14 protein-coding genes are annotated in these 16,172 nt (G+C 36.4%); 12 read left to right on the top strand and 2 right to left on the bottom strand.

Going from position 1 to position 16,172, the window contains the following annotated elements; genetic code table 11:
- Positions 1–41: 41 nt before the first annotated feature.
- Positions 42–1,745 carry a sodium:solute symporter gene (locus tag AAGF08_RS15025; protein WP_343512094.1) on the top strand — a complete coding sequence of 568 codons (1,704 nt, stop codon included), beginning with the start codon at positions 42–44 and terminating at the stop codon, positions 1,743–1,745.
- Positions 1,746–1,799: 54 nt separating this feature from the next.
- On the opposite strand, the gene AAGF08_RS15020 is transcribed toward AAGF08_RS15025, so the two are convergent.
- Positions 1,800–2,654 (bottom strand): DUF2911 domain-containing protein, encoded by an 855-nt coding sequence (locus AAGF08_RS15020; RefSeq protein WP_343512093.1) that lies wholly within the window; start codon positions 2,652–2,654, stop codon positions 1,800–1,802.
- Positions 2,655–2,827: 173 nt separating this feature from the next.
- Here AAGF08_RS15020 and AAGF08_RS15015 point away from each other — a divergent pair, with 173 nt between their 5' ends.
- Together AAGF08_RS15015 and AAGF08_RS15010 are read left to right on the top strand one after the other, a co-directional pair.
- A complete protein-coding gene (locus AAGF08_RS15015) occupies positions 2,828–3,748 on the top strand; it encodes a glyoxylate/hydroxypyruvate reductase A (protein WP_343512092.1) in 921 nt (306 codons plus the stop codon).
- 11 nt (positions 3,749–3,759) lie between these two features.
- Positions 3,760–4,602 carry a universal stress protein gene (locus AAGF08_RS15010; RefSeq protein ID WP_343512091.1) on the top strand — a complete coding sequence of 281 codons (843 nt, stop codon included), beginning with the start codon at positions 3,760–3,762 and terminating at the stop codon, positions 4,600–4,602.
- On the opposite strand, the gene AAGF08_RS15005 is transcribed toward AAGF08_RS15010, so the two are convergent.
- The gene (locus AAGF08_RS15005) at positions 4,603–5,292 is read right to left on the bottom strand and encodes a tetratricopeptide repeat protein (protein WP_343512090.1); all 690 of its coding nucleotides are present in this window, start codon (positions 5,290–5,292) and stop codon (positions 4,603–4,605) included.
- A 123-nt stretch (positions 5,293–5,415) separates the two neighbouring features.
- Here AAGF08_RS15005 and holA point away from each other — a divergent pair, with 123 nt between their 5' ends.
- The 9 genes from holA (at position 5,416) to trmB (ending at position 16,170) form a co-directional block, all read left to right on the top strand.
- Complete coding sequence (gene holA, locus AAGF08_RS15000; RefSeq protein WP_343512089.1) at positions 5,416–6,438, top strand: DNA polymerase III subunit delta; 1,023 nt, start codon at positions 5,416–5,418, stop codon at positions 6,436–6,438.
- Between the two features lie 103 nt (positions 6,439–6,541).
- Positions 6,542–9,529 (top strand): tetratricopeptide repeat protein, encoded by a 2,988-nt coding sequence (locus AAGF08_RS14995; protein ID WP_343512088.1) that lies wholly within the window; start codon positions 6,542–6,544, stop codon positions 9,527–9,529.
- 3 nt (positions 9,530–9,532) lie between these two features.
- Positions 9,533–11,239 (top strand): TonB-dependent receptor, encoded by a 1,707-nt coding sequence (locus tag AAGF08_RS14990; RefSeq protein WP_343512087.1) that lies wholly within the window; start codon positions 9,533–9,535, stop codon positions 11,237–11,239.
- Positions 11,240–11,303: 64 nt separating this feature from the next.
- Positions 11,304–12,167 (top strand): hypothetical protein, encoded by an 864-nt coding sequence (locus AAGF08_RS14985; protein WP_343512086.1) that lies wholly within the window; start codon positions 11,304–11,306, stop codon positions 12,165–12,167.
- Between the two features lies 1 nt (position 12,168).
- Entirely contained in the window at positions 12,169–12,861 is a 693-nt protein-coding gene (locus AAGF08_RS14980; protein WP_343512085.1) for a MotA/TolQ/ExbB proton channel family protein, read from the top strand.
- 1 nt (position 12,862) lies between these two features.
- On the top strand, positions 12,863–13,252 hold the full coding sequence (locus tag AAGF08_RS14975) for a biopolymer transporter ExbD (RefSeq protein WP_184494214.1): 390 nt from the start codon (positions 12,863–12,865) through the stop codon (positions 13,250–13,252).
- A gap of 2 nt (positions 13,253–13,254) precedes the next feature.
- Positions 13,255–14,214 (top strand): energy transducer TonB, encoded by a 960-nt coding sequence (locus tag AAGF08_RS14970; RefSeq protein WP_343512083.1) that lies wholly within the window; start codon positions 13,255–13,257, stop codon positions 14,212–14,214.
- A 3-nt stretch (positions 14,215–14,217) separates the two neighbouring features.
- On the top strand, positions 14,218–15,504 hold the full coding sequence (locus AAGF08_RS14965; RefSeq protein ID WP_343512082.1) for a folylpolyglutamate synthase/dihydrofolate synthase family protein: 1,287 nt from the start codon (positions 14,218–14,220) through the stop codon (positions 15,502–15,504).
- On the top strand, positions 15,505–16,170 hold the full coding sequence (trmB, locus tag AAGF08_RS14960) for a tRNA (guanosine(46)-N7)-methyltransferase TrmB (protein WP_343512081.1): 666 nt from the start codon (positions 15,505–15,507) through the stop codon (positions 16,168–16,170).
- The last annotated feature ends 2 nt before the right edge of the window (positions 16,171–16,172 follow it).

Raw genomic sequence — 16,172 nt, 5'->3', positions numbered from 1 at the left:
TTGTTAATTGCTTTTTTCACTTGGCTTCAAAGTGCATTCGCATGAGCACTATAGATTGGATCGTGTTATTTGGTACCTTGGGAACGATTGCAGCCTATGGGGTATACAAAACTTACAAGCAAAACAGTTTAGATTCTTACCTCAGGGGAAAAAACTCCATGAATTGGTGGACGATAGGTTTGTCAATTATGGCAACACAAGCTTCCGCAATAACATTTTTGAGTACGCCAGGGCAAGCTTATGAAGATGGCATGCGTTTCATCCAATTTTATTTTGGTCTGCCTTTGGCCATGATCATAATCTCTGTAAGCTTTATTCCCATTTATTATAAGTTGAAAGTGTATACAGCCTATGAATATTTGGAAAATAGATTTGACCTTAAAACTAGAACCCTTGCGTCTCTTTTATTTATAATTCAACGAGGCTTGGGTGCAGGAATCACCATATACGCACCTGCTATTATTTTATCAACACTTTTAGGTTGGAATCTTACTTGGACAAATATTCTGATTGGCACCTTGGTAATAATATACACAGTTTCAGGAGGAACAGAAGCTGTTTCCATTACCCAAAAGCAACAGATGGCTGTAATGATGGGAGGGATGATCCTTGCGGGGATAATTGTCATTCAAATGCTCCCGATTTCTTTTCAGGAAGCCCTTCATGTGGCAGGTAGTATGGATAAATTGAATATTGTCAATTTTGAATTTGATCTCGCTGATCGATATAATATTTGGTCAGGAATGACAGCAGCCGTATTTCTGTTTTTAGGTTATTTTGGCACTGATCAAAGTCAGGTGCAACGGTACCTCTCTGGGCAAACTCTTTCCCAAAGTAGAATGGGACTTATCATGAATGGTTTTTTAAAAATTCCCATGCAGTTTGTTATTCTATTTATTGGGGTGATGGTATTTGTTTTTTATCAGTTTTTTCAACCTCCTGTGGTTTTTAATAAAGTACAGACTGAGAAGCTTCGAGAAAGCGAATATGCAGGTGATTTTGAAAAACTGGAGGATAATTACACAGCAAATTTTGAAGAAAGTAAGACATCTTACATGAAAATGTTGGATGCAATCAAGGAAAATGACAAAGAGTCGGAAAGAATAATAAAAAGTGAATTAAAATCTTTAAAGCAAGAACAAAAGGAAATTCGTGATGAAGTAAAAGAGCTAATAGTTGCAAACGATCCTGTGGCAGAAACTAGAGATACTGATTATGTTTTTATGAGGTTTGTTATGGATAATCTACCTACCGGTATAATCGGGTTGCTGTTTGCAGTAATTTTCTCTGCAGCTATGTCTTCAAGTGCTTCAGAATTGAATTCACTTGGATCTACAAGTACGATTGACTTATATAAGCGTTCAATAAAAAAGGAAGCTTCTGATATTCATTATCTGAGGTCTTCAAAGTTTTTTACTGCTTTTTGGGGCGTAGGTGCTATTCTATTTGCTACTTATGCCTCTTTGTTTGAGAACTTAATTCAGGCAGTTAATCTATTAGGCTCTTTATTTTATGGGACCATCCTTGGAATATTTATCGTGGGATTCTTTATGAAATGGGTAAATGGAAAAGCAGTATTTATTGGAGCTTTAGCCTCAGAAGCGCTAATTTTCATTATTCATTTTAGAAATGGGATTGGCTTCTTTGATTTTGTTTGGAATATTGGCTTTCTCTGGTACAATGCCATAGGCTGCCTAGCAGTGATGCTATTTGCAGCGATTGTGCAGTTTTTTATTAAAAAGTAAAACAAATAAGCCTTCAAATTAACTCTGATTTGAAGGCTTATTTGTGTTAAATATTTATTTCAATGATTTAATCAACCTTTCATTTAAACCTACATAATCAGGATTTTGGGCTTCTTGAGCAAGCTCAATCGATTCTTGGGCAGATTCTACTGCTTCAGTTTTCATTCCCAACCCGACTTCAATTTTTGCTTTTAAATGAAAGGTCCAGTATTTAGGGTCATTTTCTACTGATTCCTTAATCCACTCGTAAGCTTTGTTTAAATCTCGACCAGTATTTAAGTAATAACTGGAGGCTTGATATAACAAATTAGGGTCATTAGTTTCCTGTTCTAATACATATTCTTTTATTTGGGCCATCACTACGGGGTCTGGATCCATTGAAATATGGAAACCTACACTAGTTTGATCCCAAGCTAAAGTTAAGTCGGCACCAGAATCGGTCATATTATCAAAGCCAATTTCAAAAGTTTCGTATATCTTTTTCGTTTTTTCAGGAGTTGCTTGGACTCTTAAAACATCCTCTTCAGGATTGTAGCCTATCGCTCCCCAAAGTTTTGTGTTTTTGGAAAAGATAATAGTCCAAGAATTTTTGTCAGGGATAGTGTAAAGCGCATATTGACCTTTTGGAACAGTATTTCCTTGAATCATAACATCTGTAGAAAAACTAAGAACAGTAGCCCCATTAGCACCTGTCCTCCAAACTGAACCATAAGGGACTAATTCCCCAAAAATCTTCCTACCTTTCGTACTCGGCCTGCTATAAGAAACAGTTACGTCAGTCAATCCGATTTTTTGCGCTATTTTTGCAGAAGGTGATGCTTGAGGCATATCAATTTGTTGTGCACTAACTTCTATTCCTATTACCATGAGTAGAAGGGCGAATACATAAAATTTAGTTTTGTTTTTCATTAACTTTTTTGTGTTTTATGGCAATTAAATCGAATTTTAAATAAGATTGTTTCAAAAATTTCTGTAATTTGTTACAAATTCATGCATTTTTGTAATGTTTTTGTTAAAGTAACTGTTGTAAATCTATTAAGGTTTAGATGTCCTTTTTTAAGATTTAAAATTTTTCAAAAATTATGAGTTTAGCAATTATTTGTCCAGGAAAGAACGCAAATCCTTGGATAGAAGTATTAAAAAACCTAGATCCAGATTTAAAAATTCAGGTATATCCCGAAATAAACGATCCTGATTTAGTTGAATTTGTTATGCTTTGGAATCATCCTAAGAATATTCTGAATTCATTTCCAAATTTAAAATTAATTAGTTCAATGGGCGCAGGGGTTGATCATATTTTAACTGATAATTCTGTTCCCGATAATATACCAATAGTAAGAATCGTTGATGAAAAGCTTACTTTTTCAATGACAAATTTTGTGATCATGGGAGTCTTGAATTTTCATAGGCAACTTACTAGATATCAAGAAGACCAGAGAAATAGAATCTGGGATATGAGCAACCCTGAAATAGATATAAAAGTGGGTGTAATGGGAGTTGGAGCACTTGGAAGCGACGTATTAGAAAAATTATCTTTTATGGGATTTGATGTGGTGGGATTTGGTTTTTCAGAAAAAACCGATTTTCCATATCCCTATTTTTCAAAAGAGAAATTGGAGGATTTTTTAAATGAAGTGAATGTGCTTGTTTGTCTTCTCCCGTTAACTCCAGATACGGAGGACATTCTTAATTTGGATTTATTTTCAAAATGTCAGCCCGGGACTTATTTAATTAATGTTGCTAGGGGTAAGCATTTGGTAGAAGAAGACTTGGTTATCGCTCTAGGAAAAGGGTTTTTATCAGGTGCACTTTTGGATGTTTACAGAAAGGAACCGCTTCCCAAGGATCATCCTTTTTGGTCTGACAAAAGAATTCAAATGACTCCACATATAGCGAGTGTGACAAATCCTAAGGCCGCAGCGCCTCAAGTTGTAGATAATATTCACAGAATACGGTCCAACCAGCCTCTCCATAATCTCGTTAATCGGGAAAGAGGCTATTAAAATTTTTAAATATGTCTAGAGCTTTTACTATACTTTGCCCAACTGATTTTTCAGAATGTTCTTTGAATGCTATTGAATATGCATCTAGATTAGCAGAGTTATATAAAGCTGATTTATTCTTATTTCATGTCTTAAACAAAGAAGACTACGAGAAGCTTTCTCCACTTGATACAAAGGGTTATCATCAAGTTGAATTTATCAAAGAAAAATTAACGAATCTTCAACAGGCAGTTTTAAAAGAGAGCTTACCAAAGGGGCTTAATAATTGTTTCATAGGGCATGATAATGGAAAAATAGTTGCTACAACGTTGAAGGAAGTCGAGCGGATAAATGCCGATATGATTGTGATGGGTACTGAGGGGATCAACGATTTGAGAGAGCATATAATTGGTTCAAAGACCAGCAGGATAGTCGAAGATGCAGCAATAGATGTATTTGTAGTTCCCAGAAAAGTATTTTTCAAAAGGCCAAGAAAATGGGTTTATGCAAGCGATTATTTAGAGGAGGATAAACTTGCTATCCAGAAGATTATTGAATTAGCAAGTTTTTTTGACTCTGAAATAGATATTGTTCATGTAAGTAGCACTCATAAGGCAATTGATAAATCCCTTCATCTCGAAATGATTAATGAAATTTCGCCATTTGTGAAATATGAAAAAGTAAACTATGTTCTCAAATCCTATCGGGATGAGTTGGCACTAGGACTCGAAAATTACCTACAAACCTCCAAGGGTGATATTTTAGTTACCTTAAGTAAGAAAAAATCATTTTTTGATCAGATTTTCACTAAGAATCTATCAAAAAAAATGGCTTATTTTATTAACAAGCCATTATGGGTCATCAAATCGTTCTAGTTATTTTTTCTTGAATATCCCAAGGACAAATTCTTTGAATTCTCTTCTTGTTTTGGAATCTGAAAATAAAGATCCGATAATTCTCAGATAATATGAGGGAGTTAATTTTTCTTTCGTTTCTGATATTTCAGTTTTATCTACCACTTTCTCTTCAGGAGGAGAAGGGTTCAACTCTTGAGAACTTGGTTTGTATCCTACTAAATTATCTGCTTTATCAAAGCTCTTTTTAGACCGTTCTTTATAGCCAAGTTTCTCTTCAACAAGTCCTTTATTGTTAAAGGAAACAGCATCTTCTGGATCTAATTCAATCGCTTTCTCATAATCCTCAATGGCACCTTTTAAATCTCCGATTCTATCTTTAAAATAAGCTCTGCTACTATATCTATAAGGGTTTTTGGGATCTAAGTTAGCGGCTCTGTCGAATTCGATTAGGGCTTCTTCATCTCTTTTTAAGAGGTGAAGAACCACTGCGCGATCCGAAATGTAATTCGTATTGTAGGGGTCAATTTCTACTATTAAATCAAAATCCATCAGCGCTTCATCTGTTTTTCCTAGGCGAGACAAAATCCTTCCCCGAAAAAGATGTAACTCCGCTGATTTTTCCGAATTTGAAATTAATTGGTTAAAGACGGAAAGAGCATCTTCAAACTTACCTGCTTTATACAATTCTATGCCTTTCTCAAGATTCATTTTTCTTCTTTTAATAAGTAATACAAAGGTAAGGGCCGAATAGTTTAACAAATAATCTTTCTTGGCTTTTTGCACCCAAACCATTCCCGCTATTATCTTTAAGCTTTAGAGTAATAATTATCCATGGCCCAATCACCACTAGCTGTCCTTAAAGATCTTAAAGAAAAAAAGTTTGCTCCTATTTATTTTTTAGAAGGAGATGAGTCTTTTTACATAGATCAAATTTCTGAATTCATAGAAAAAAATGCTATCGCCGAGCATGAACGTAGTTTCAATCAGATTGTGCTATATGGTAAAGACAGCAACGTAGGGCAAATAATCAATAATGCCAGGAAATTTCCGATGATGGCTGAGCGACAGGTGGTAATTGTGAAAGAAGCTCAAAGTTTGCCGGATTTGGGCAAAGAAGATTCCCAAAATTTATTAATTGGGTATGCACAAAATCCTTTGCCAAGTACGATTTTGGTTTTTGCCCACAAGTATAAGAAACTCGATAAAAGAACTCAACTCTCCAAAATACTTCAAAAAAACACGGTTTACGTCACTTCTGATAAAATTCCTGATTATAAATTAACTGAATGGGTACTTCAATATTTTAAAGATATTGGTCATGATATAGAACCCAAGGCAGCCCAATTCTTAGCGGAGGCGATTGGAAATAACCTGGAGGTGATGACTAATGAGGTGGGTAAAATGTTGATCAATTTTCAAAAACCTACCAAATTTGGAATAGCTGAGATTTCAAAATATATCGGGATCAATAAGGACTATAATAATTTTGAATTACTAAAAGCTCTTGGTGTAAGAGATGCAGTTAAATCCAATCAGATAATAAATTATTTTATCCAAAACCCTAAATCTCACCCGCTTATCCCACTTTTTGCACTGATGTATAACTATTTTTCGAAACTGGCACTAATTCATCAGGCAGGTCAGGCATCCGATGATCAAATAGCATCTTTGATTGGAGTACCTAGATTTGTTGCCAGGGAGTACCTACAATCCGCCCGAAACTACAAATTGGGCAAGGTAATTGATGTGTTTACATACATCAAAGAGGCAGATCTTCGTTCTAAAGGGGTTGACTCCGGAAGTATGACAGATGCTGAAATCCTCCGAGAGCTTGTTTACAAAATACTACATTGATTGCCAAAGCAGATTTCTAAGTAGCCCGAAGAAATAGTCTGTTTTCAGTTCATTTAAGGATTGATTTCAGTTGTTTTTTTGTAGCTAAAACCAACTATAATCTATGAAATATTTCCTGGTGCTATTAGCCGGATTAGGGTTGAGTTTGGATGCTTTTTCTCAGTCCACACTCTTTCAGACCAGTCCTCAGTATCCTCTCGATCATCAACTTGAGCTTTTTGACAAACAACTTTTCTCAGCTGCTTTGTATGATAATACCCATCTTCTGGCCAAGGATTTAACTGAGGAACAAATAAAATCTACAGAATTGCATAGGGCGATGTCTGCTTTGCAACTGGAGAGTCCAGATGGGCCAGGATTAATGAAATCCTATATCTATGAGAATGGAAACCACCCAACAGTTACATCAGCTGGATTATATCTTGGAGATCATTTTTTCTATAAAAGAAATTACAAGGATGCTATTGATAGTTATACATTAGTAAATCCAGCAAGTTTGGCTGATGAGAACAGAGCTGATTTGTATTTTAAACTAGGGTTCTCTCATTTCCAGATGAAAAATTTTGGACAAGCGGCTCCTTATTTTGACCAAGCAAAAGTTTTGAATACATCCGTCGCACCAGATGCCTATTATTACAGTGGTTATATAGCGTTACAAAATAAGGATAATGATAAAGCCATTTCTGATTTACAGGCGGCTTCTAGAGATGTATTTTATTCCGGGAAGGTTCCCTACTTAATAGCATCCTTATACTACAACCAGGGTAATTACGATGAACTCATAAAATACGCTGAACCAAAATTAGGTACTGGTCAAAAGCTTGAAAAACCAGAAGTGATCAATTTGTATCTGGCAGAGGCTTATTATGCCAAAAATGATTATGTAAATGCTTCTAAAAATTATGAAGCATATATCAATTCAAGAAAAGGCACACTTTCCAGAGAAGAGATTTATAAAGCTGGAATATCACTTTTTGAAATTCAAAACTATGAAAGAGCGGCAGAATACCTTAAAAATTCAGCCTCAGCTACCGATGAATTAGGTCAAGCCTCTAGCTATTATTTGGGGCATTCTTATTTAAAACAAGAAAACTTCCAGTTTGCATCTACTAGTTTTTCGGCAGCATCCAAAGCAGAATTCAATAAGAAAATTCAGGAAGATGCACTCGTTAACTATGCTAAAGTAAATCTTCAAAAAGGCAGTTTTCAAGCGGCAATTCTTGCTTTAGATGAATATCTGGAAAAATATCCGAACGGTACCCAAAAAACTGAAATGGAAACGTTGCTTTCAGAAGCATTGGTCAATACCAACGATTACTTGAGGGCGATTGAGCAGATGGATCGGATCACAAATAAATCTCCCCGAATACAAGCTGCTTATCAAAAAGTGGCATTTTATCAGGCAATGGTCTATTTCAGAGACCAAAGATGGGATGGAGCGATCGCTTATTTGGATAAATCATTAGCTTTTCCAGTAGATAGGACAATTGTTTTAGAATCACATTTTTGGAAAGGAGAAGCTTATTCAGCAGATGGAAATTTACCAGCAGCAATTAAATCCTACGAGCAGGCAATTTCTTTGGGGCGGACGACTTCAAGTGCTTATTTGACCAAGAGTTTATATGGTTTGGGTTATGCTTATTTTAATTCCCAACAATACCCTAGGGCTGAATCACAATTCAAGACTTATACAGACCGACTAAGGGGGAGAAATAATAAGGAGAATTATGATGATGCGATGCTTCGATTGGGGGATTGCTATTATGTACAAAAACGATTTTCTGAGGCAGCCTCAATTTTCCAGCAAGCTATAAATGAGTCAAATTCAGGAATAGACTATGCCTATTATAGGTTAGCTGTAGTTCAGAATTTTCAGACTAGAAATAAAGAAGCTCTGGATCAACTAAATACCTTAATATCAAGATATCCAAATAGCCTTTATTACGAGGATGCGGTTTACCAAAAAGGTCAAATAAACATGGAGGAAACTAATTATTCAGAGGCCTCCAGAGCATATTCTGATTTAATAAATAGTAAGCCAAACTCTCCTTTTGTCCCTTATGCATTAGAAGGAAGGGCTGTTGCCAACTTTTCAATGCAAAATTATGATCAGACTATTCAGGATTATAAAACAATATTAGATCGACATCCGAATGCTCAAAACTCTGAAACAGCGCTAAAAGGATTGCAGGAAACATTGGCTCTGCAAGGAAGGTCAGCCGAATTTTCAGATTATCTGGCGCGGTACAAAGGATCAAATCCTGATAATTCCAGTGTTCAATCTCTTGAATTTGAAGCTGCAAAGAGTATTTATTTTGATAAGAATTATGCCCAAGCTTCAAAAGCGTTGGAAAATTACCTCAGAAATTATCCTCAGACAGCGCAAAAATTAGATGCACTTTATTTTCTGGGCGATTCCTATTTCCAATTGGGTGATAAAGACAAAGCGCTGGAGCAGTTCAAAGCACTGGAAAGAGAACCGGCATCCCCACAAAGGCTTAGAGCCATGCAACGGATTGGTGGGATAGAGCTTGAAAAAGGAAATTTTGAAGAAGCTATTCCATATTTGCAAACCGCAGGTGAAAATGCAAGAAATAAAATAGAAGAAGCAGAAGCTGTGGAAGGACTGATGATAGCCAGCTATCAGACCAGAAAATATAATCAAGCCATCTCAAATGCAGATCGACTCTTGACTTTGGATGGGATTATCCCTGAATCAACTCCCAAAGCGCTTCTAACAAAAGCTAAATCCCAGAATGAGACCAATGCAAAGGCAGAAGCTGAAACAACTCTGATGACTTTGGTGAATGAATACAAAACCGTCCAAGGTGCTGAAGGTCTTTATTTGCTCGCATATTCATTTCAGGAAAAAGGAGATGTAGAACAATCCAATGAGACAATTTTTGATTTCTCAGGTCCCTTTGTGGATTTTGGTTATTGGTATGGAAGGATGTTTCTTCTGTTAGCTGATAATTATATCAAAATGGGAGAGGACTTTCAAGCAAAAGCAACTTTGGAGTCTATCATAGAGAAATCTACAAATGAAGAAATAAAGACAATGGCTCAAACTAAAATTCAAACCCTTAATTAAACCATGAAAAAGCTAGCTAAATCTATTCTTTTCTGCGGAGTATTCGGTTTGACCATAGGTATGAGTTATTCTCAGACTCAATCTAGGGGGGAAGTGACTGACCAGGAATTTATCATTCGAAAAGATCGGGTGTTGACTGTTCCAATTCAACCGCGTTTATTTGAAAAATTACCAGTTCTTCCACAACCCAAAGGTTTGAATGATTTTAATTATACAGTTAATCGCTATCCGCTTACCTTACAGCCATTGGTGTTGGAAACAACTCCAATTCAAAAGCCATTTAGAGCACCTCAACTAGACTTATATCCTGGATTTTTAAGAATAGGATATGGTAATTTTGCATCTCCTTTACTTGAAGCCAGATACATGGCTACGGAAGTAGATCAAGTTAATTACGCATTAAATCTTGGTCATCAAAGTTTTGGAAAAGGACCAGTGCAAGGAGAAGAATCAGGAGAATCGCATACTACATTTGGTGGTGATATCAGTTATTTTTCTGATTTGTTTGAAGTTTTTGGAGGAATTGACTGGCATCAGGATCGTTATTCATTCTATGGGGTGGATCCAATAAATTTTGAAAATCCTGAATTTGAAGCGCCGGATAATGTTTTGAGTTCAGTTTTTGTAAAAGCTGGAATCCGAGACATTGAAAAAGTAGGACCATTCTCTTATGAAGGACAGTTAAGCTTCCGGAATTTTAAGGATAGCTACATGGTAAAGGAAAATGAAATTGGAATCTCCGCAACAGGGAAATTCCGTCCGAATGAAGATTGGAAAGGACAGCTTGGAATCTCATACTTTACAACAAATCCCGAGGACTTCAGCTATTCTCAGACAAGGGTCTATTTCGCAATCCGACCTGAAGTGTCTTATAGATTAGGTGAATTCAGATTATCTGCTGGATTAAACTTAGTTTCAGAGAATGATTCGATTGCTGATAAATCGAATGATTTTAGGATTTTCCCAAATTTGAAGGCGTCTTATCAGTTTGCTGATGAATTTGGTTTTTTTGGAGAATTTTCAGGAGATGTTCAAAGAAATACTTATTTCAGTTTTGTTAATGAAAATCCATTTTTAGGACCTAGTGAGCAGCTGTTAAATACCATTCAAAATTATAAAGTCGAAGTTGGGATTGAAGGTCAGTTTCAGGAAGCATTTCATTACCGTGCTGCTGTAAATGTTAGCAGGTATAATAATCTAAGCTTTTTTGTAAATAATTATTTTGTTTATCCAAGCGTATCTGATTCATCTAAGTTTACTTTAGTTTATGACGATAAAAGCACGGTTTTTAACATAAATGGAGAGCTAGGTTTTAAGTTTTCTGATTTCTATACTCTAGGAACCCGTCTGGATCTTTACCAATATGACTTGAATACGCAAGAAGAAGCTTGGCATAGGCCAACTTGGGAGTTTAGGGCAAATAATCAATTTACTCCCGTTGAAGGTCTTTTAGTTCAGGCAAACCTGAATTTCATGGGAGGATTAAAAGCCAGAAAGGCAAACCTAAACGAGGGAGGAACCTTTGAAAATTACATGGTAGAAAAGCTAAAAACCATTGCAGATCTACAATTAAAAGCAGATTATCAGATCACAAATCGATTTGCTGTTTTTGCAGAAGGTAACAATATATTGAATACGAAAAATACAAGATGGCTAAATTATCCAGTTAGAGGAATTCAACTAATAGGTGGAGTTTCGATGAAATTCTAAGATTGTTTATTTCTAGGTTGGGGATTATCTTCTTTTCTTTTAGTTTCGTAGCACTCAATTTATTATGCCTGACAATTCTTTTGAAAATAAACAATGGTCCGACCCTAAGGATTATGGACTTCCATATGTGGAAATTGTCCCATTAGATTCTGTGAATCCCAAAGAGCCTGCTTCTGAAAAAGAACTTCAAAAGGAAGAATCAATTGTATCCAAGCCAGTTGAACAAAAAAAAGAAGTTGACTCAACTTTAGAAAGTAAAACTGATAATCCATCTCCTAAAGAAAAGGGATTCGGATCTACCAAAGCTTTAGAAAAAGAGGAAAAGCAAATTTCATCCACCTCCCTAAAAGAATCGATAGATACACCTGAAAAAAATAAAAGTACTTGGATTCCTATAGTTTTGATTTCGGCGATTGTTGTCATTTCTGTTATAGTTTGGCAATTGTTAAGCCAAGGAAATGAGTCCCCTCCTATAGAAAATCAACTTGTGCAGCAGGAAGAGCCTGTAGGTGAAGAGACTTCAGTTCCACCGACAGTGGAAAATATCGAAACAGAAGAAACACAATCCGCTGAAAATCAAGACTCTATTTCAAATTCAAATTCTTCTTTAGAAGAACCTGTAGAAACATCTCAAACTGGTACAACTATTGATCGTACAGGTATTGAGACATTGATCCGGGTAGAAGGTAAATCAGATCGTCCGCAATATTTTATTGTTGTGGGAAGTTTGCCAAATGAACGTATGGCAATCGATGAATCTGAGCAGTACCTAGATCGCGTCAGTTCAATTTATATGATTTTGCCATACGAAGACGTTAGAAATTATCGTTTGGCTATTGGATCATTCACAAGCTTTAGAAAGGCAAGTGAGGAACTTGAAGCGATCAAAGATCAATACACAGAAGCTTTATGGATTTTGAAATATTAATATGATTCTTCTTCAAACACTTTCTGTTGCCGATTCCTTGGCAGCAGCAAACAGCCTTGCTGAAGGCGCCACAAAAGAAAATATTGGCTTATTAGATCTTTTGATCAAAGGTGGATACATGATGGTCCCCTTATATCTGCTTTTTATTTTAGCAATCTTTATTTTCTTCGAAAGATTAATTACGCTGAAAAAAGCGTCAAAAACCTCATCTTCTTTAATGGATCAGATTCGTGTTTTGGTTCAGGGTGGAAAAATTGAGAAAGCAAAAATGCTTTGTGCAGGAGAGAAGACACCAGTGGCAAATATGATAGCAAAGGGGATTGAAAGAATTGGAAGCCCACTGAAAAACATTGAGGTATCCATCGAAAACGTTGGTAAAATTGAAATCTATAAACTTGAAAAAAATCTAAATCTTCTTGCTACCGTATCAGGGGCTGCACCGATGATCGGTTTCCTTGGAACAGTTGCAGGTATGATTCAAGCTTTTATAGCAATAGCTCAGGAAGAGGGAATGGTTTCTCCAAAACTGCTTTCTGAAGGGATTTACGAGGCAATGATTACAACCGCAGCAGGACTCGTAGTTGGGATTTTGGCGTATTTAGGGTACAACTATTTGGTATCTCAGGTATCTAAATTGGTGCATAACATGGAATATACCACCGTAGAATTCATCGATTTACTTCAAGATAAATAAGATGGGATTACAAGCTAAAAATAAGGTAGATCCAGCATTCAGTATGTCATCTATGACAGATATAATATTTCTGTTATTGATCTTCTTTATGCTTACTTCTTCTTTTATTACCCCCTCAGGATTACCGGTAAATTTGCCCTCTAGCGAAACTTCAGACATCGTAATGCAGGAAGTTTCCGTTACAATAACCAAGGACTTTAAATACTCGGTTAATGATAAAATCGTACCCAGAGAGAATATCAAAGCTGAGTTGACAACATTATTGGCAGATAAAAAAGGCCAAGTAGTTTTACATATTGATAAGGAAGTTCCTGTAGAATATTTAGTCGAAATTGGAGGCATAGCTGCCGGATTGGAAGCGAACGTCTCCATTGCCACGAAGCCATATTAATTATGCAATATTGGGACGCAGATAAAGAAGAATCTCAAAGCAAAAAAAGGGCATGGATTATTACAATCGTATTCAATGCCCTTCTACTCCTTGCTTTTTACTTTATCGTGGTCTGGAAACAACCAGTTCCACCGCTTCCAACATTTGGTTTGGAGTTAAATTTAGGTTTTACCCCAACTGGGTCTGGTGAAAGAAATAGTCCCAATTCACCATCAGAAATTCAAACACCTGTTACTGAAGCAGCTGCTCCAGGAGAGATTGTAGAAAAAGCAGTAACAAAGCCTGCTACTCCCACACCAAGTACAAAAACTGAAGTAGCTAAACCTAAAGCTCAATCACAGCCAGCGGTAAATAAGGCGGTAACCACAAAGCCTTCTCCCATCAAAGGTGAAGAAAAAGCATCTGAATCATCAAAAAAGCCTGAGCCAGCTAAAACAGAGCCATCTAAGACTGTAACGACTCCTGCAAAAGCAGAGGCTGAGGAAACCACACAAAAAGCTCCCGAACAACCTAAAGTAGATCAAAGAGCCATTTTTGGAGCTGGAGGTACATCCGGAAAAGGAACGACTCCTGCATCAGGTGGTGCTCAAGGAACTTCCAATGAAAAAGGTGATGAAGGGGATCCAAAAGGTACAGTAGATGGTAGAGCTATCATGGGAACAGGTAGTGGAAAAGGAACTAATCCGGGAAACGGAGTAAGTTTAGATCTTGCTGGATGGGATTTTGCAAACAGACCAAATATCAATGATTGGGTATCTACTAGAAATGGTAAGATTGTATTTAAAATAACTGTAGATGACGCAGGTAGGGTAGTTCAAGCTGTTCCTTTAGAATACAATGTATCGAATGAAGTATTGGCGTATTATCGAAAAGTAGTAACTGATATTTCTTTCAAGAAACAGGGGGGTGCTGCTGCTGATTTTTCTTCTGGTAAAATAACATTCATTATTAAAGTGGATTAATCCATGAATTATCAGGAGACGCTGGACTATCTGTTCAATGCTTTACCCATGTTCCAAAGGGTAGGAGCTTCCGCTTTCAAAACTGACCTTAGTAATACAATTGCTCTTAGTGCCCACTTGGGCCATCCGGAAAGGAAATTCAAGTCAATACATGTTGCTGGAACGAATGGTAAAGGAAGTACTTCCCATGCTCTAGCATCCATTCTCCAATCCTCTGGATATAAGACAGGGCTTTATACTTCTCCGCACCTAAAATCATTCACAGAAAGAATTCGAGTCAATGGAAATGAAATTCCAGAAGACAAAGTGATTCAATTTGTAGCTGAGAATAAATCATTTTTAGAAGAGCTAAAACCAAGTTTCTTTGAAATGACGGTTGGAATGGCTTTTTGGTACTTTGCTGAAGCGAAAGTAGATATTGCCGTGATTGAGGTGGGAATGGGAGGTAAGTTTGATAGTACAAACGTAATTTTACCTGAGATATCGATCGTAACCAATATTGGATATGATCACATGCAATTTTTAGGAAATACGCTACCCCTAATTGCAGGAGAAAAGGCAGGGATTATCAAGCAGGGTGTACCTGTAGTTATTTCTCAGACTCAGGAGGAAACTAAGCAGGTTTTTTTGGCGAAAGTCGAAAACACTTCTTCACCAATCGTTTTCGCAGATCAAAAATGGAAAGTAAAAAAGATCCAAGAATCAAAGGGGGCTGCGACTTATCAAGTAAACTCGAAAGGAAAAGAATTTCGGGTTAATATTGATCTTTTAGGAAATTATCAAAGATTTAATCTTCCTGGGATATTAGAAGCTGTGGATCAATTGAGATTAGGAGGCTGGGAAATTTCGGATTCCCAAATAGTAGAAGGTTTGTCAAAAATTTCCAAGCAGACAGGTCTAAAGGGAAGATGGCAGATTTTGGGAGAGTCTCCAACAGTGATTTGTGATACAGGCCATAACGAATCAGGCATTTCTCAAATTCTGGATCAACTCAAAACGTACAAATATTCAGATCTCTGGTTCATTATTGGAATGGTTCAGGATAAGGATATTTCTAAAGTGCTTTCTATGCTTCCAAATAGTGCTAAGTACATTTTTTGTGAGGCTACTATACCAAGGGCTTTGAAAGCATCCCAATTAGCGATTCAGGCAAAAACATTTGGTCTTATTGGAGAAATTATTCCTGATGTCAATCTGGCTTTGACTTTTGCTAGAAAAAATGCGGGAAAAGATGACCTGATATTTATCGGAGGGAGTACTTTTGTGGTCGCGGAAATCGAGGACTTATAAATGAGCAGAAAAAAACTTGTTCGATTCAAAGAAAACGAAGAGAACCCAAATGTAATTCAAGACGGAAAAGAAATATTTGGATCGATTAAAGGAAATTGGAACGAATTTCAATTTAAAAATCATAATCCAATTGTAGTGGAACTTGCCTGTGGAAGAGGAGAATTTACTGTAGGTTTAGGGAGAGTTTTTAAAGAACAAAATTTCATTGGAGTAGATATAAAAGGGAGTAGAATTTGGAAAGGAAGCTCCACAGCAACTGCAGAAGGCATAAATAATGTTGCTTTTCTAAGGACTCAAATCGAGCTATTAGAAAGATTTTTTGCAGAAAAAGAGATTTCTGAACTTTGGATTACTTTTCCAGATCCTTTCCCAAGAGATGGAGATGAAAAAAGACGGTTAACATCTCCGAGATTTTTGGACATGTACAAGCCGCTGATTAAAAAAGATGGGATCATTCACTTCAAGACAGATAATACAGGCTTATTCAATTATTCTTTAGAGCTTTTTCAAAACCGGGAAGATATTGATCTCTTAGGTTTTACCCATGATTTTTACCTATCAGAGTGGAAAGATGATCACTTGGGAATCCAAACTCGATATGAAAAGATGTTTTCTGAAAAAGGTGAAAAAATTAAATATCTCAGATTCAAGTTTAAAGAAGGATAAAA

The organism is Algoriphagus sp. SE2, assembly GCF_039563885.1.
In the GTDB taxonomy this organism is placed as follows: domain Bacteria; phylum Bacteroidota; class Bacteroidia; order Cytophagales; family Cyclobacteriaceae; genus Algoriphagus.
Note: the sequence above shows the minus strand (reverse complement) of the source record. Positions and strands in the feature narration are given on the sequence as shown.

Excerpts from the sequence above, each read along its gene's own strand:
- AAGF08_RS15010 (WP_343512091.1), top strand. The coding sequence starts at position 3,760 with ATGTCTAGAGCTTTTACTATACTTTGCCCAACTGATTTTTCAGAATGT.
- AAGF08_RS15020 (WP_343512093.1), bottom strand. The coding sequence starts at position 2,654 with ATGAAAAACAAAACTAAATTTTATGTATTCGCCCTTCTACTCATGGTA.
- AAGF08_RS15005 (WP_343512090.1), bottom strand. The coding sequence starts at position 5,292 with ATGAATCTTGAGAAAGGCATAGAATTGTATAAAGCAGGTAAGTTTGAA.
- holA (WP_343512089.1), top strand. The coding sequence starts at position 5,416 with ATGGCCCAATCACCACTAGCTGTCCTTAAAGATCTTAAAGAAAAAAAG.
- trmB (WP_343512081.1), top strand. The coding sequence starts at position 15,505 with ATGAGCAGAAAAAAACTTGTTCGATTCAAAGAAAACGAAGAGAACCCA.
- AAGF08_RS15015 (WP_343512092.1), top strand. The coding sequence starts at position 2,828 with ATGAGTTTAGCAATTATTTGTCCAGGAAAGAACGCAAATCCTTGGATA.
- AAGF08_RS14995 (WP_343512088.1), top strand. The coding sequence starts at position 6,542 with ATGAAATATTTCCTGGTGCTATTAGCCGGATTAGGGTTGAGTTTGGAT.
- AAGF08_RS14985 (WP_343512086.1), top strand. The coding sequence starts at position 11,304 with ATGCCTGACAATTCTTTTGAAAATAAACAATGGTCCGACCCTAAGGAT.
- AAGF08_RS14990 (WP_343512087.1), top strand. The coding sequence starts at position 9,533 with ATGAAAAAGCTAGCTAAATCTATTCTTTTCTGCGGAGTATTCGGTTTG.
- AAGF08_RS15025 (WP_343512094.1), top strand. The coding sequence starts at position 42 with ATGAGCACTATAGATTGGATCGTGTTATTTGGTACCTTGGGAACGATT.
- AAGF08_RS14970 (WP_343512083.1), top strand. The coding sequence starts at position 13,255 with ATGCAATATTGGGACGCAGATAAAGAAGAATCTCAAAGCAAAAAAAGG.
- AAGF08_RS14965 (WP_343512082.1), top strand. The coding sequence starts at position 14,218 with ATGAATTATCAGGAGACGCTGGACTATCTGTTCAATGCTTTACCCATG.
- AAGF08_RS14980 (WP_343512085.1), top strand. The coding sequence starts at position 12,169 with ATGATTCTTCTTCAAACACTTTCTGTTGCCGATTCCTTGGCAGCAGCA.
- AAGF08_RS14975 (WP_184494214.1), top strand. The coding sequence starts at position 12,863 with ATGGGATTACAAGCTAAAAATAAGGTAGATCCAGCATTCAGTATGTCA.